Source organism: Sphingomonas chungangi (assembly GCF_013778325.1).
Taxonomy (GTDB): Bacteria; Pseudomonadota; Alphaproteobacteria; order Sphingomonadales; family Sphingomonadaceae; genus Solisphingomonas; species Solisphingomonas chungangi.
In genome coordinates this window covers 134582-150304 of the sequence record NZ_JACEIB010000026.1, presented here as the reverse complement: position 1 = coordinate 150304, position 15723 = coordinate 134582, and the positions used below count along the sequence as shown (strand labels likewise).

15 protein-coding genes are annotated in these 15723 nt (G+C 66.9%); 10 read left to right on the top strand and 5 right to left on the bottom strand.

Annotated elements, in window-relative coordinates; translation table 11 throughout:
- Positions 1 to 50 precede the first annotated feature (50 nt).
- From HZF05_RS16425 to HZF05_RS16385, 9 genes are all read left to right on the top strand, one after another.
- Positions 51 to 1097, top strand: a complete 1047-nt coding sequence (locus HZF05_RS16425; RefSeq protein WP_160362885.1) for a lytic murein transglycosylase — start codon at positions 51 to 53, stop codon at positions 1095 to 1097.
- Positions 1054 to 1962, top strand: a complete 909-nt coding sequence (locus tag HZF05_RS16420; RefSeq protein ID WP_160362884.1) for a septal ring lytic transglycosylase RlpA family protein — start codon at positions 1054 to 1056, stop codon at positions 1960 to 1962. Before HZF05_RS16425 ends, HZF05_RS16420 begins: the two co-directional genes overlap by 44 nt.
- A 2-nt stretch (positions 1963 to 1964) precedes the next feature.
- Positions 1965 to 3161, top strand: coding sequence for a D-alanyl-D-alanine carboxypeptidase family protein (locus tag HZF05_RS16415; RefSeq protein ID WP_160362883.1), 1197 nt, complete (start codon positions 1965 to 1967; stop codon positions 3159 to 3161).
- 5 nt (positions 3162 to 3166) lie between these two features.
- Positions 3167 to 3787, top strand: coding sequence for a dTMP kinase (gene tmk, locus HZF05_RS16410; RefSeq protein WP_160362882.1), 621 nt, complete (start codon positions 3167 to 3169; stop codon positions 3785 to 3787).
- A complete protein-coding gene (locus tag HZF05_RS16405; RefSeq protein ID WP_160362881.1) occupies positions 3784 to 4770 on the top strand; it encodes a DNA polymerase III subunit delta' in 987 nt (328 codons plus the stop codon). Before tmk ends, HZF05_RS16405 begins: the two co-directional genes overlap by 4 nt.
- Entirely contained in the window at positions 4767 to 6278 is a 1512-nt protein-coding gene (metG, locus tag HZF05_RS16400) for a methionine--tRNA ligase (RefSeq protein WP_160362880.1), read from the top strand. Before HZF05_RS16405 ends, metG begins: the two co-directional genes overlap by 4 nt.
- 33 nt (positions 6279 to 6311) lie before the next feature.
- Positions 6312 to 7088, top strand: coding sequence for a TatD family hydrolase (locus HZF05_RS16395; protein ID WP_160362879.1), 777 nt, complete (start codon positions 6312 to 6314; stop codon positions 7086 to 7088).
- Positions 7085 to 7852: an MBL fold metallo-hydrolase gene (locus HZF05_RS16390; protein ID WP_160362878.1), complete on the top strand. Its 768-nt coding sequence runs from the start codon at positions 7085 to 7087 to the stop codon at positions 7850 to 7852. Before HZF05_RS16395 ends, HZF05_RS16390 begins: the two co-directional genes overlap by 4 nt.
- Before the next feature lie 214 nt (positions 7853 to 8066).
- On the top strand, positions 8067 to 8204 hold the full coding sequence (locus HZF05_RS16385; RefSeq protein WP_160362877.1) for a hypothetical protein: 138 nt from the start codon (positions 8067 to 8069) through the stop codon (positions 8202 to 8204).
- 272 nt (positions 8205 to 8476) lie between these two features.
- Here the strand turns inward: HZF05_RS16385 and HZF05_RS16380 are convergent, their stop codons facing one another.
- The 3 genes from HZF05_RS16380 to HZF05_RS16370 form a co-directional block, all read right to left on the bottom strand.
- A complete protein-coding gene (locus HZF05_RS16380) occupies positions 8477 to 10513 on the bottom strand; it encodes a TniQ family protein (protein ID WP_160362876.1) in 2037 nt (678 codons plus the stop codon).
- A 212-nt stretch (positions 10514 to 10725) separates the two neighbouring features.
- Entirely contained in the window at positions 10726 to 11901 is a 1176-nt protein-coding gene (locus HZF05_RS16375; protein WP_160362875.1) for a TniB family NTP-binding protein, read from the bottom strand.
- Positions 11901 to 13928: a hypothetical protein gene (locus tag HZF05_RS16370; RefSeq protein ID WP_160362874.1), complete on the bottom strand. Its 2028-nt coding sequence runs from the start codon at positions 13926 to 13928 to the stop codon at positions 11901 to 11903. The genes HZF05_RS16375 and HZF05_RS16370 overlap by 1 nt, the downstream gene beginning before the upstream one ends.
- Before the next feature lie 72 nt (positions 13929 to 14000).
- Here HZF05_RS16370 and HZF05_RS16365 point away from each other — a divergent pair, with 72 nt between their 5' ends.
- Entirely contained in the window at positions 14001 to 14330 is a 330-nt protein-coding gene (locus HZF05_RS16365; protein WP_160362873.1) for a hypothetical protein, read from the top strand.
- Here HZF05_RS16365 and HZF05_RS16360 read toward each other — a convergent pair.
- Positions 14320 to 15147 (bottom strand): TnsA endonuclease N-terminal domain-containing protein, encoded by an 828-nt coding sequence (locus tag HZF05_RS16360; RefSeq protein WP_160362872.1) that lies wholly within the window; start codon positions 15145 to 15147, stop codon positions 14320 to 14322. The genes HZF05_RS16365 and HZF05_RS16360 overlap by 11 nt on opposite strands.
- 10 nt (positions 15148 to 15157) lie before the next feature.
- Positions 15158 to 15313, bottom strand: a complete 156-nt coding sequence (locus HZF05_RS16355) for a hypothetical protein (RefSeq protein ID WP_160362871.1) — start codon at positions 15311 to 15313, stop codon at positions 15158 to 15160.
- Positions 15314 to 15723: the final 410 nt, after the last annotated feature.

The following is a 15723-nucleotide window of genomic DNA, read 5'->3' as shown; positions in this document are numbered from 1 at the left end:
GGGACACGGAGGCGGGGAAGTTGCGGAAATCTGCGAGAATCCTGGGTTTGATGGCGGCGGTCGCGGCCGGTGCGCTCGCGCCCATGCGCGGCCCCGACGGCCTCGCCGCGCAGGCCCAGACGCCGGGCGGGGACCAGCAGAGCGCCTTCCAGGCCTATCTGCAGGATTTTCGCGGTCGCGCGTTGGCGCAGGGTGTCAGCCCGCGCACGCTCGACAGCGTGCTGCCGACGCTCACCTACAGCCAGCGCGTCGTCGATCTCGATCAGTCGCAGCCGGGCGGCTCGCCGACCACACAGGCGGCCGCCGTCGCCAATTTCGCGCCCTATCGCGCCAAGCACGTTACGCCGGACCTGATCGCGCGCGGCCGCGCGGCCTATGCGGCGCAGCGCTATAACCTCCAGAAGGTCGAGGCCGAGACCGGCGTGCCCGAATCGATCATGGTCGCGATCTGGGGGCAGGAGACCAGCTACGGCGGCTATACCGGCAATTTCGATCTCGCCAATTCGCTGGCGACGCTCGCCTACGAAGGCCGCCGCCGCCTGCTGTTCGAGGGCGAGCTGATCGCCACGCTCAAGCTGATCGATCGCGGCATTCCGAGGAGCCAGCTCAAGGGCAGCTGGGCGGGCGCGACCGGCTATCCGCAATTCCTCCCCTCCATGTACCTGCGCCTCGCCCGCGACGGCGACGGCGACGGCAAGGCCGACATCTGGAACAGCCCGGCCGACGCGCTCGCCTCGATCGGAAACTACTTCGTCAATGCCGGCTGGAAGCGCGGCGAGCCGTGGGCGGTGCCCGCCTCGGTGCCGGCCTCGCTCGATCGCTCGAGCTTCACCTCGCTGATGACCAGCCCGCGCTGCCCGCGCGTCTTCGCCCGCCACAGCAAATGGCTGACGATGCGCGAATGGCGGGCGCGGGGGGTGGTGCAGCTCTCCGGCCCCACCGTTTCCGACGACGAGCTGGCCACCCTGCTGGAGCCGGACGGCCCCGGCGCCACCGCATACCTGACCTTCGGCAACTACCGGGCGATCCTCGATTACAACTGCTCCAACTTCTATGCGCTTTCCGTCGGATTGCTGTCGGACTCGGTTTCCCGCTGAGCGCTGGCTGGCGCTGGGTGTCGGGCTGCTGCTCGCCGGATGCGGCGGGGGCGGTATCCATCGCCTCGTTCCCGATGCGCCGGTGAAGCTCGGGCGACCCTATACCGTGCGCGGCCAGACCTATGTGCCGACCGACGATCCCAATTACGATCAGATCGGCGAGGCGAGCTGGTACGGCAATCAGGAGCAGGGCAACCACACCGCCAGCGGCGAGGTCTTCTATCGTCAGCGCCCGAGCGCAGCGCACAAGACGCTGCCGCTGCCGAGCTATGTCGAGGTGACGCGGCTCGATACCGGGCAGCGCATCCTGGTGCGGGTCAACGATCGCGGGCCGTTCGCGCGCGATCGCATCCTCGATCTGAGCCAGGAGGCGGCGAACGAGCTCGGCATCGTCCGCGCAGGCCGCGCGATGGTGCGGGTGCGGCGGGTGACGCCGAACGGCCGCGATCGCGACAGGCTGCGGCGCGGCTATCCGGTGGTGCTCTCGTCGGTCGCGCCCACCGCGACGCCGCCGCGCACCGGGCGGGTGGCGCCCTCCGTCGCGCCGACCGTGCAGCAGCCGGTCGCCGTCGCGCCGGCCCCTGCGCCCGTCTATACGCCCGCGCCGGCCTACGCCTCGCCGGCCCAGCGCCGGATCGTCGTCGCCACCCCCTCCGATCCCGACGCCGCCGACGCGCTTGCCGCCTCGCTCGCCGCCGAGGGTGCGCGCGTCGAGCCGACCGCCATCGGCTACCGTGTCGTCACCGGCCCCTATCCCGATGACGCCAGCCTCTCGGCAGCGCTGGCGCGGCTGCGCGCGCGGGGCTATCAGGGGGCAGCCGTCATCGACGCCACACAACCACAAGAGCCGAACGGAACACCCTGATCATGAAGCCTGCCCAGTATGCTGTCGCCTTCCTCGTCGGAACCTCGCTGACGAGCCAGGCCTTTGCCGCCGCGCCGCCCTTCGACACCACGGCGCGGGTGGCCTTCATGCAGGACATGAATTCGGGCGCGATCCTCTACCAGAAGCAGCCCGATTTCCGGATGCCGCCGGCCTCTCTGGCGAAGATGATGACGGTCTATGTCGCGTTCAGCCTGATCAAGAGCGGCGACCTGAAGCTCGACCAGAAGTTCACCATGTCGCCCGACACGTGGAAAAAGTGGCACAGCCAGGGCTCGACGATGTTCATCGGGGCGGGCGAGCAGGTCTCGGTCGCGGACCTGCTGTCGGGCATCATCACGCTGTCGGGCAACGACGCCTGCGTGGTGCTGGCCGAGGGCATCGCCGGCACCGAGCCTGCCTTCGTCAACCTGATGAACCAGCAGCGCCAGAAGCTGGGCATGAACAACAGCAACTTCGGCACATCGAACGGCTGGCCCGACAATGGCGTGACCTACGTCACTGCGCGCGATCTCGCGACGCTGGCCGAGGCGACCATCCGCAACTATCCCGATCTCTACAAGCAATTCTATTCCAAGCCGAATTTCGCCTGGGGCAAGACCATGGCCGGCAGCAACATCAGCCAGGAGAATCGCGATCCGATCCTCGGCAAGGTGCCCGGGGCCGACGGTCTCAAGACCGGCCACACCGACGAGGCCGGCTACGGCTTCACCGGATCGGCCGAGCAGAACGGCCGCCGTCTCGTCATGGTGCTAGCCGGCATGGGCAGCTGGGACGAGCGCGTGAACCAGTCGATCGGCTTCATGAACTGGGGCTTTTCGGCATGGCGGCTGAAGCCGCTCTTCTCGAAGGGCAAGCGCATCGAGACGGCCGAGGTGCAGGGCGGATCGTCGTCGAGCGTGGGCCTCGTCGCGCCGAACGATCTGGCGGTGACGGTGCCGCTCGGCGTGGGCGGCATTCTCGGCCAGAAAGCGGGCGGGGACGCCCCGCCGATGAAGGTGGTCTATGACGGCCCGATCAAGGCGCCGATCAAGGCCGGCCAACACATCGCCGACCTTGTCGTCTCGCCGCCGGGCCAGGACGCGCAGACGCTGCCACTGGTCGCCGAGAGCGACGTCGGCGAGGCAGGCTTCTTCGGCCGCATCTGGGCGTCGATCAAGGCGCTGTTCAGCTGGATCTGACGCCGATGAGGGGGCGCTTCATCGCGCTGGAAGGCGGCGAGGGCGTCGGGAAATCCACGCAGGTCAAGGCCTTGGCGGCGGCTCTGCGCACGCGAGGCCATGACGTCATCGAGACGCGCGAGCCCGGCGGCAGCGAGGGGGCGGAGGCGATCCGCAAGCTGCTGCTGGAGGGCTCGGCCGATCGCTGGACGCCCGGCGCCGAGGCCCTGCTGTTCGCGGCGGCGCGCGCGGATCACGTCGCCAAGACGATCCGCCCGGCGCTGGAGGCAGGCGCGTGGGTGGTGACCGATCGCTTCCTCGACAGTTCGCTCGCTTATCAGGGCGGGGCGGGCGGCATCTCGATCGGTCAGCTGCGGCAATTGCATCAGGTCGGTTCGGTTGGATTGCTGCCCGATCGGACGCTGCTGTTGACTCTCCCGTCGGAAGAGGCTGCGCGGCGGGCGGAGGCGCGCGATCGCGGCGCCTCGGACCGGATCGGCGGACGTGACGCGGATTATCACCTGCGCGTCGCGGAGGCCTTCACATTGCTCGCAACGCAGGAACCGGATCGCTTCCGCCTGATCGATGCGCTTGGGGACGCTGAGATCGTCACCGAACGCCTGTTGGCGGCATTGGAGGATCTGTGAGCCTCTACGGCCACGCCGAACAGATCGCCGCCTTCAAGGAGGCGCGCGCCTCCGGTCGAATGCACCACGCTTGGCTGCTGACCGGCCCACAGGGGATCGGCAAGGGCAGCTTCGCGCGCGCCGCCGCGCTGCGCCTGCTGGCGGACGAGGCGGGGCCGCCGGTACGCGATCCGGGGCTGGATACGCCGCCCGATCACCGTATCGCCAAGCTGTGGGATGCGGGCAGCCACCCCGATGTGATGCTGCTGGAGCGGCTCTACCGCGACAAGACCAAGGATTATGCCCGCTCGATCACCGTCGATCAGGTGCGCGGCCTCTCGCGGCTGTTCGCGACCTCGCCCAGCTTCTCGTCGTGGCGCGTGGTGATCGTGGATGCCGCCGACGACATGGAGCGCAACGGCGCTAATGCGCTTCTCAAACTGTTGGAAGAGCCACCCGCCAACTCTCTGTTCTTCCTTGTGAGCCATGCACCGGCACGGTTGTTGCCGACGATCCGCTCGCGCTGCCGGGTGCTGCGCTTCGATCCGCTCGGTGAGGCCGACATGACGGCTGCGCTGCGTGAGGCCATGCCCGAGGCGAAAGATCGCGAGATCGTCGAGTTGGTCGCGGCCGGAGATGGCTCGCCCGGCAAGGCGGTGCGCTTCGCTGGTCTCGACGTGGCGGGACTCGATACGGCGATGGACGCGATCATCCGCTCGGGCGATCCGGACAATGGCGGACGCGTCGCGCTGGCCCGAGAACTAGCGCTGAAAGCGGCGCAGCCGCGCTACGAGATCCTGCTCGAGCGCTTGCCGACCCGCATCGCCACCGAAGCCAAGAAACGCGACGGGCAGGCGCTTGCCGATGCGGTGGCGCTGTGGGAGAAGGCCCGCGCCCTGGCCGGGAGCGCGGTGCGCCTCTCGCTCGATCCCCAGGCGACGGTGTTCGAGCTTGCCGGGATGCTCGCGTCGCTCAACAGCAATGTGGGCCAACCCCCTCGATGACCGACAAATTCTACATCACGACGGCGATCAGCTATCCCAACGGCAATCCGCATGTCGGCCATGCCTATGAGGCGATCGCCACCGATGCCATCGCGCGCTGGAAGCGGGCGCAAGGGCACGACGTGCGCTTCCTCACCGGCACCGACGAGCATGGCCTCAAGATGGCGCAGAAGGCCCGCGACCTCGGCATCACGCCGCGCCAGCTCGCCGACGACATGTCGAGACAATTCAAAGCGATGGATGACGCTCTGAACATTTCCTACGATCGCTTCATCCGCACAACCGACGCCGACCACTATGCTGCCAGCGCCGCCATCTGGGAGGCGATGAAGGCCAAGGGTGACATCTATCTCGGCCGTTATGAGGGCTGGTACTCCGTCCGGGACGAGGCCTTCTACGACGAGAAGGAGATCACCGAGACGGACGGCGTCAAGCTGTCGCCGCAGGGCACGCCGGTCGAGTGGACAGTCGAGGAAAGCTGGTTCTTCAAGTTGTCGGCTTATGAGGACAAGCTGCTCGAACTCTATGAGAGGCAGCCCGATTTCATCCGGCCGGACACGCGCCGCAACGAGATCGTGAGCTTCGTGAAGGGTGGCCTGTCCGACCTTTCCATTTCGCGCACCAGCTTCGATTGGGGCGTGCCGGTGCCGGACGCGCCGGGCCACGTGATGTACGTGTGGGTCGACGCGCTGACCAACTATCTCACCGGAGCCGGTTATCCCGGCGATGCCTCGCATTACTGGCCCGCCGACCTGCACGTCATCGGCAAGGACATCGTCCGGTTCCACACCGTCTATTGGCCGGCCTTTCTGATGTCCGCGGATTTGCCGCTGCCGAAACAGGTGTTCGGCCACGGCTTTCTGCTCAACCGCGGCGAGAAGATGTCGAAGTCCACGGGCAATATCGTCGATCCGCTGGCGATGGCGGAAGCGTACGGCGTCGACGGCTTGCGCTACTTCCTGCTGCGCGAGGTCAGCTTCGGGCAGGATGGCAGCTATTCGGACGAAGCCATTGTAACACGGGTGAATGCCGATCTCGCCAACGGCCTCGGCAACCTCGCCCAGCGCTCGCTGTCGATGATCGCCAAGCAGTGCGGCGGCGAGCTGCCCGGGGCGGGCGAGGAGCCCGCGCCGGTGCTTCCCGCGAGCCTGTTGCCGCGCGTCTCGGAAGCGATGGACGAGCTGGCGCTGCACCGCGCGCTGGAGATCGCCTGGGAAGGCGTCGGCGAGGCCAACCGCTATTTCGCCGACATGGCCCCCTGGGCGCTACGCAAGACCGATCCTGCCAAGGCCGATGCCGTGCTCTACTGGACGGCGGAGGCGGTACGCCAGCTAGCGATCCTCGTCCGCTGGGTGATCCCGGCGAGCGCGGACAAGCTGCTGGATCAGCTCGGCGTGTCGGCGGATGCGCGCGATCTGGCGGCTCTCGATACGCCTCTCGCGGCTGGCGTAACGCTGCCCGCGCCGCAAGGTGTCTTCCCGCGGCTGGAGATGCCGGCCGAGGCCTAGCCATCGGACGAGCATGGCCCTATTTGCCGCCCCATGCTCGTCGACAGCCATTGCCACCTGAACTACGCCAAGCTCGTCGAGCGGCAGGGGGAGGTGCTCGCCGCCGCTCGTGCCGCCGGCGTGACCACGATGCTCAATATCTCGACGCGCGAGCGCGAATGGGGCGACATCGTCGCCACCGCGACACGCGAGCCGGATGTCTGGGCCTCGATCGGCATCCACCCGCACGAGGCGGACGAGCATCTCGATGTCGATACCGCCAAGCTGGTGGAGGCCGCGCAACATCCGCGTGTCGTCGGTATAGGTGAAACCGGGCTGGATTATTATTACGACCACTCCGATCGTGCCCAGCAACAGCGCAGTTTCCGCGCCCACATTGCCGCATCGCGCGAGACCGGGCAGCCGACCATCATCCACACCCGCGACGCCGAGGAGGATACCTACGCGATCCTCGCGGAGGAGATGGGGCAGGGTGTCTTCCCGGCGCTGATCCACTGCTTCACGGCGAGCCAAGGGTTCGCCGACAAGGTTCTCGAGTTGGGTCTTTCCATCTCCATCTCCGGCATCGTCACGTTCAAGAATGCGAAGGACCTGCAGGAGACCGCGAAGAGCATTCCCGTCGATCGTCTGCTGGTGGAGACGGACTCGCCCTTCCTCGCGCCGGTGCCGCATCGGGGAAAGCCTTGCGAGCCGGCATTTGTCGCCGACACGGCCCGTTTCCTCGCCGATCTGCGTGGCGAATCGATCGAGCAGCTGATGCAAGCGACCTCTACCAACTTCTTCAATTTGTTCACGAAGGCGCGGCCGTGAGAATCCGTCTCCTCGGCTCGGGCACCTCGTCCGGCGTGCCGCGCATCGGCAACGACTGGGGCCAGTGCGACCCCAAGGAGCCGAAGAATCGTCGCCGCCGCGCATCGCTGATCGTCGAGACCGACGAGGTACGCATCCTCGTCGACACCTCGCCCGATCTGCGCGAGCAGCTGCTCGACGCCCAGGCCAGCCGCTTCGACGCGGTGATCTGGACGCACGATCATGCCGATCACACCCATGGCATCGACGACCTGCGCCAGATCGTGATCCTCAATCGCGCGGCGGTGGAGGGCTATGCGCGACCGCATACACTCAAATCGATGCAGGAGCGCTTCTACTACGCGTTCGAAGGCAAGGACGGCTATCCGCCGACCGTCCGCGCCAACGATCTGCCCGACGATTTCCGAATCGGCGATCTGCGCATCCGGGTGGTCGATCAGCCGCACGGGGCGATCGAATCGGCGGGGCTGCGCTTCGACTGGAATGGTTATTCGGCGGCCTATGCCACGGATTTCAACGCGCTGACCGACGATATGGCGTCGCTCTACAAGGGCGTCGACGTGTGGATTCTCGATGCGCTGCGCCGCAAGCCGCATCCCACGCACCCCAGCCTCGACAAGGCGCTCGGCTGGGTCCAGCGGCTGAAGCCCGAGCTTGCCGTGCTGATGCACATGGACAACAGCATGGACTACCGCACGCTGGAGGCCGAGCTGCCCGGTGGCGTGGTGCCCGGCTATGACGGCATGGAGCTCGATTTCGGCTGATGAAAAAGGCCGGCGTCGGTAATCCGGCGCCGGCCCACGGGGTCAGGGGCTGCAGGAAGGGCCGCCCGGATGGTGGCCCCAGCCTCCGCCATCCCAGCCGCCGCCTGGCGGGTGCCCGCCATGCCAGCCCCAGCCGGGGAAGCCTCCACCATGATGACCGGGATCATGGCCCCAGCCATGTCCCCAGTCGTGATCGGGATGGTAGGCGGCAGGAGTGAAAACCCCTCCGACGGGGCCGGAGATATTGGCCGGAGAGGGCCGGATCACCGCCAACGCGGCGGACGGCAATAGCGCCGAAGTCAAAGCGCAGACAAACAACGTGGCAGGCCGCATGAAAGCCTCCTACGATTGAGCTACACGACAATGTGCGTATGCGACGATCCCCATGATGCGCCGCAGCATCAGAAATATCATTTCCGGTCTGCAACCGTGAATCGCGTCACCGCTGTCAATAACCGGTCCGTCTAGATCGGTTAACAGGTGCGTTTCCTGCATTTTTAAAGAACGGGATTTCGTTCGGCGCAAGATGGTCGCGTGCGTTCGCTACCTCAATTGGCGGCAAGAACGGCGATATGGAAAGTTGCCGGATTTCACCAGAACCTACTCAGATAGAGGTCTGACGCATCACGATTTTTTCAAAACCGCGCCTTGCGACCGGTCAGATTCCTTCGTTTGACCGGTCGTTCTTTTCACGAAGAACTGCTCAAAATGCGTGGCGCCGATGCGAGACTTCCGGCCGGGTCGACCCCACTCTGCGATGAGGTCGACGTATGGCGCCGTCGTCGCGCGCGACCATGCTCCCGGCATTACCGCCGGCCAGCCTGCCCGACGAAGCCGATGATGAGCGCTCGCGCAGTCCAGACCCATCATGGCGGCGATCTCGGGAAGCGAGATGATGTCTGAAGCCCGGCACTCGACGTCCGACACAGCGAGCGTCTGCGGATTCTTTCCCCGGATCTGGAGGCCCTTCAACAGACGCTCGCCGCCAGCACGCACGTTCAGTACCTCCATTGCCTCCGCCTTCACCATCCGACTCTCGAATCGGAAATCGGGGAAAGCCGATCGATCAAAGGTGAAGTCCCCGAGGCGCTTCACGTCCTTGGCCGCAATGAGGATGCGCTCGGTCAACGTCCGCCCCTCGGTCGCTGCGACGAAATCGATCTCCCCATCCAGCAGGGCGGCCATGATAGGCCCCCACGGCTTGAGCCGTCCTCCGATCGTGCCGACAGCGTCCCGCAGCCGCACTGGATCAACGATTTTCCTTCCAACCATTTGAGCCGCTTCAACGCGCGCGATGAAGTCGCTCGCCTCGGAAGAGGTGACGGTCAGCGGCAAGCCCGGTACGGTTGGACCGTTGGCAACAAGGCGATCGAGGACGATCAACTGCTCGATCCCGTGGTGGGAGATACCCGTCCGGTAGGCGAGCGTATCGATCCCGACCCGATCATGCCACCGAAGTGCAAAGCTCAGAAGCTCCTCCCGCTCGATTGCCGGCAGAAGGCGATCACCATGTCGCCGTCGGTGTCGCGTGAAGGCGCCGCCCTTCCAGAGCAATTCGAGCGTATCGTCCTTGAGGCCCGCGATCTCGCCCGCCGGCCTGAGGCCGAGCAGCTCGATCGTCCTGCCATTGCTTCGCCTGGAGCGCCGCTTCGCGAGCTTCGCATTCGCGTGGGCGATAGTCGCAGAATCCGGCGATCCGAGCGCCAGATAGGCGCCCAGCAGGCGTCCCCATGCCGACGTCACCACGTGATCGGCCGGACACAGCGACGAGATTCCCGAAGGCCATTCAACGACCGCGCGACATGCCGCGTGCATCGCCGCACAACGGGCCAGACATGCGTCGGGATCGGTACGATCGAATTCCGAGGTCTCCGAGAGCGCCGTCGTCAATCGACGGACCACATCGAACACCCGGCTGCGGTGCGTGTGCGCGAGAGCCTCGGGGAGCGGCAAGCCCTGCGCGCGCTCCCCCTCGGACGTTCCGACGAGAGTCAGAACGAGGGCGAGCATCTCTTGCTGATCCTCGGGGACGGGTATCGGCACAAGGCCGGACAGCGGATCGCCGCACTGGTCGCAGCAATCGACGGGAACGAGGGTGCGCGTCCAACCCTGAACGATGCCGTTCGTGCCTTCACAGAAGCAGCGGTCCTGCAAGATGTCCCATCCGAACGGACAGAAGGGCAGATCGCGGAGCTCCCAGATCGCATGATGGAAGGAATGATCGGATAGGAAATTGGGAGAGAAGCGCCGCACTCGCGTTTCGATCTGCCCCTGGTGAATATCGAGCCCGAAAAACGAGACGTGTCGAGGCCTGAGCGGCGCATAGCGACGGGACAGGATCTCCTCGTCGTCCGTACCGATTGCGTGGGCAATATCGGCAAGCACGAGCTGCGGATCCTCGGACACCAGGACGCGGTTGCGGTGGTTAAGCCCCAGATACTGCAACATGCCCCAACTGTTTGGGAGATAGTTGGCTGCACATGATCGCGCGACCAGGCCCCGGAGGGACTCCCCGGGGATGGGCGTGGTCGACGTGAACAGGCGCCGCAGGGCCGGCGCGGGCGACCCGCGCACGGGCATGCTCCGGGCAGGCAGCGAAGCGTGGGCCCGCCGGAGGAAATCCCCGGCGGGCGTGAACGCGACGTCGTCGTGATCTGCCATGACGACCTCAGAGATTGGCAGCGCAAGCCCGCGCGACCAGGCCCCGGAGAGACTCACCCGGAACGGGCGTGGTCGGCGTGAACAGGCGCCGCCGGGCCGGCCCCGGCGAACCGCGCACGGGCGTGCTACGGGCAGGCAGCGACGCATGGGCCCGCCGGAGGAGATCCCCGGCGGCCGTGATCGCGACGTCATCGTGATCTGCCATGACGACCTCAGAGATCGTTGAAGGGGTTGGACTTGGCGAAGCCCAACTCGATCGACCACTGGTCCACGGCGGTCGCCAGATCCGCCACGGTGATGCGCTCGCGACCGTCGCGCACGACCTCGCGCAGCGACATGAGCATCACGCGCATCAGCTGCCCGATGATGCCGTCGCAGGTCTCTCCGAGAGCGAGCGCGATCTCCTCGACGGCGAGCTGCGCCGGCGCCGAGACGATGCCGTCGGCGACCATGCGAGCGTCCAGCGCCTTGAGAAAGCCCGTCCAGAGATCGAAGTCGTCGTCGTCGTTCACGTCGAGCGGCGCGAGCCGGCACGGCGAGAAGAAGCGGCCGGACAGTTCGCGATCCGCCCCGATGATCGGGATCGCCTCCTCGGTGCCAAGGAGCACGATCGGCACCGTGCCGGTGTCGAGCATGATCTTGAGCTCGGCCGTCACCTCCGCGCCGAATCCGGTCTTGCGTCCGCTGTGGTGGGCTTCGTCGAGGATGAGCAGTCCCACCCCGGCAGCCTCCATCGCCGTCATGGCGCGTCGGCGCAGGGTGTGTTCGGTACCCGCCATCGGGAAGCCGTCGCCGAGACCCGACATGATCGACACGTAGAGATCGCGGGCGGTACCGCTCGTGCCGAGCCTGGCGTGGAGGACCGGCATGGTATCCGACGCCGCCTCGGCGAGGACCATTGCGCGATACTGAGCCGCCGCCGTGGACTTGCCGCAGCCGGTCCGCTCGAACAGGCTCATGCCCAACTGAGCCTGGCCTTGCATCTCCCGCCCCATGAGCCGCAGCTCCTCGAGTTCGGACATGAACTCGATCTGGCGCGGATAGGGCAGTCGGATCTGCATGAGCGCGGCCATGGCGCGCGCCACCTTCACCGATCGAGATCCCAGCTCGGTGACGCGGAAGCGCTTGAAGGCGTCGCGCATCTCCAGCGAGAGGGGCGTCACCTCGTCCTCGGACGGCTGCGGGGGCAATACCTCGTGGATCGCCTTCGACGCGACGGCGGGCAGGTCCCGGACGCGGTCGGCAACCAACGGAGCGCCGTCGCCAATCGGGCCGCCGGCGTCGCGGACGTCCCGGCGTTCCTGGACGCCGCGCGGGCCGCGGCGCGGCGACGTCACGGTCTTCGACCTTCCGATCGGCTGGTTCTGCTTGAGGCTGGTACGGGTCATCACATGTCCTTCCATGACAGGCGGTTGGAACGGGCGCGTCTCGGCGCCCGCTGGTCGGCCGCATCGGCCGACTGGCGGCGGGATCCCGCATCGCGCGGGTCCACATCTCGGGATTTCTCTTTGCGCGGCCCGCGGCGCGGCGGCGCCGTCACGACCGGGGCGCGGCGCCTCATGCGCTCGGGCTCCGCCGGATCCTTCTGCCTGACGCGCGGCGTGCGGACCTCGGCGTCCTTGCGGATCGGTGCGGCGGACTCGTTCGGCGCCGGCGCGAACCGCTCGGGCGGGCGCGGCGCGGGAGGCTCGACGGGCTCGTCCGCCACCTCGACGTACTGGGCGAACACCGCCCGCACGCGGGGGTTGTCGATGGCCTTGCCGAGCTTGACCCGCTCCCGCTCGGCGGCGGCCGCGTCCACGTTGGCGATCTCCTCGAAGAGACGCGCTCGGATCGTGGCCTGCTGCTCGGCCGTGATGTACTCCAGGCCCTCGCGCTCGGCGAGCTCCAGGCACCTCTCGTGCAGCCAGAGCGGCATGCCGTGCGTGGCGGGATCGGTGCACTCGAAGGTGACCCATTCGCCGGACCGCTGGCCGTTGCGCATGGCGAACGGGTTCCACACCTGCATCCGGCCGATGTCCTCATCGTCGACGCGGATCTTGACCTTGAAGGTCAGCTTCTTCCGGTCGTTATCGGTGCGACGGCTCTGCTTCGGCGTAACGTCGCCCATCGGTACGCGGCGCCCGGACTCGAAGTCCTGGATGATCTCCTTCATCCGTTGCGCCCCGGCGGTGTAGCGGCGGCTGAACTTCTCGATGCCAGCCGGGGTCATCTCCATGTCGAAATAGACCCGACCGATCTCGCGGGCGAACCGGTCCACGTCCTCGATCACCGAAAGACGGCGGTGCCCCAGCTCCTTTTTCCACATGAGCGCGGGCGAGCGGCCGTCATGGGCATCCGAGCGGGTGAGGTTGTAGGTCATGACGGCACGGGCGAGCAGACGGCGCCCGGTCTGGATCGAGGTAATGACCTTGTGCTCAGCCGGGTCATATCCGTACAGACGCATCCGGGCGATATCGTAGTTGGCGTCCTCCTGGTGCTTGAACAGCAGATCGAGGAAGATGCCGATCACTCCCTCGACATGGGCTTTGCTCCGGGGCATCCCCGCTTCGACGAAGCGAGTGCCGATGTAGGCGTCGCCCAGCACGTCCTCGGCGGAGCGGCCATGCTGCGCGGTGCTGTTGTCGAAGCCGATGCGGTCGGGGCGGAGCCGGAGCCAAGTCAGATTGTCGTCGATCGCGAGCAGATCCTCCGGCACGTCCTTCGGAGAATTGGCGCACAGCACCGTGCGCAGCAGCGTCGCCGTCGATCCGGCTCCGGGACTGAGGTCCCAGCCAAGGACGACGCGGGTCTTGTCCTCCTGCATCAGGGTCATGACGGCAGCGCCGATCGGGATGCCGGTCGCGCCGTCCACGAAGAAGGCCTTCGGCACGGGCGTGTCGTCGATCCAGCAGAGCGCGCCGAGGTGCGTCGGCAGGTCGCTGACGCCCCCGCCGCCATAGCGTTGGTACGCGGCACCCTTCGTGGTCTTCAGGCCGTAGCTCTTCTCGTTCCGCAGATCCCGGCACAGCCGCCAGAAGGAGACGTACGAGATCGGCTTGTACGGGGTCGCCGGCACGGGATATTCCGCCGGAACCTTGCCGACCTCTCCATCGACGCTCTGCGGATCCACCAGCAGGAAGCGGTTCAGCGGCTTGCCGGCGTTGATCTTCCCGAGCTCGGCAACATAGCTGTCGTGGTTCTTTTGCGCGTCACCGCGTACGACGGTTTTCCGAACGGCCCAGTAGACGAGGATCTCGAGGGGATGGAGAATCTTCCTCACCTTGGGCATGCGCCCGCGCATCGAGACGCCGTCGCGCTCCTGGCGCCGCCCTTCCTCTCCGCGCTCGCGCAGCCAGGACCGGAGAGTCGCGGGGCAGATGATCCTGGCGGCGGGCAGACTCTTGATCGCCGGATCGGCGAGCGCCTGCTTCACGAACGCCCTCAACGAAGCGTCCGACTTGGACCAAGGAATCTCGTCGAAGCGGCGGAGGAGCGCCGTCCGGAATTGGCAGGACGGATCCAGCTTGCGCGCCTGCTCGGCATCCCACTCCTGCTGCCGCGCGAAGCGGCGCGCCTCGGTGCTAAGCGGTTTCGCGCGGATGATCATCCGGTTCTCGCGCATGAGGACGGCGACCTCGTCGCAGGTCGGCTTGCGCGGGAAACCATCTCCGTCGACGACCATGTAGTCGCTCTTGCCCGATCCGACCGGCGGCCGGAACGTGACCGCGCCATCGGGATCGATGCGATCGAAATAGTAGTCGACCCCGTCGATCTCGACGGGGTCGCCACTCTCCAGCGGCAGGTTCCAGCCGGAGTTCACCGGATCACAGCCTGATCAGGGACGGACCGCGGAACGGGCGCACCGGCTCCAGAACGGTCTTGTGATGGAACGGCAGATCGACGTCGGTCACGATCACGCCGCGTGCGAGCAGGGATTCGACCACGTCGTTGCCGGCCAGCGGATCGCCCGGCGCCACCGCGTCGCGCAGAACGCGCCAGGTCATCGCCGAGCCCCTCCCGACGAGGCGCTGCGCCGTCCGCAGTTCGTTCGCCGACAGCTTCAGGCTGCGGTGCCCGAAGATGGACTCGACGTTCCTCAAGCGCTGCCGCCGGATCTCGTCGGTCTCGCCGTAGACGTCGGCGGCGTAGAGGATGCGGAAGCGCCAGCCGACGCGCCGAACGACTTCGCGGATGGTCGCCAGCCTCTCCCGGTATTCCGGATCATCGATGTCGTCGGGCGTGCGCTTCAGCTCGATCAGTTCGACCGGGCCGTCACGGCGCTGCAGGACCAAGTCGGGCCGGTAGCTAAACGGACCGTCGGGACAGATCGTCTCGATCTCGAACGGGTGGCACTGGTAGTCGACGACGTCGCCGTCGGTCTCGCACCGGTAGGCGCAGAACTCCTCGATCCGACCCTCGCCGAGCTGGGTGAGCCCGGTCTTGCGCGAGGTGAAGCGGAAGCGGGAGTGCTTCGACCCTCGGTGGATCACCGGACGGCGGTGGCCGCCATGCTCCAGCACGGTGATCCGGGCGATGCGGTCGCCGTACCGGATCGGCGCCTCACCGCACAGGATGCGGCGAAGTGCGCGCGGGCTCGGCCGATAGGCGGGGTCCGTGCGGTCCGGAATGAGGTTGATTGCGTTTCTGACCATGTCCGCCTCCTCAGTTCGACGCCGGGGCGGCGTTGCGCGGCCCGCGGTGACGCCAGGCCGACACGCGGCGCATAGGGTGGCGGGGCCACGGGGCGATGGGACGGACCGGCCGCTCCGGCGGGGTTTCGGCCGGATCGGAGCCGGGCTTGCGGATGTCGTCGCTCATGATGCTCTCTCCTTCGCCGCGCCGAAGGCGCGACGGATCAGTCGCCCGGAGACGATCCGGACGGGATTGACGGATTTCGAGACGACGGGCCGTGCACGAGCCGAGGGAATCCGCTCTTGACCGCGAGTCGCGGCAGTGTCAGATTCTTGGGGTCGGTTCCGATGACCCGTCGTGGGTTCTCAGGTGGCACCGCAGAGTGAGGCCGTTTCTTGCTACGGGGGCGGCCTCACATCGCGGTGCGACGTCATCGAAGACGATCAGCCGCATCGACATCTCCTTTCCACCGAGGCCGGACGCGCGCCGTCATGGCGGATCGCGGCCATCGGTTGGTTCATGCCGTTCCAGACGGGGATCGACCGGAACCCCCTAAGCGTGATGGCGGAAAAATTCCGTGTCAAGTCCCGGATTTC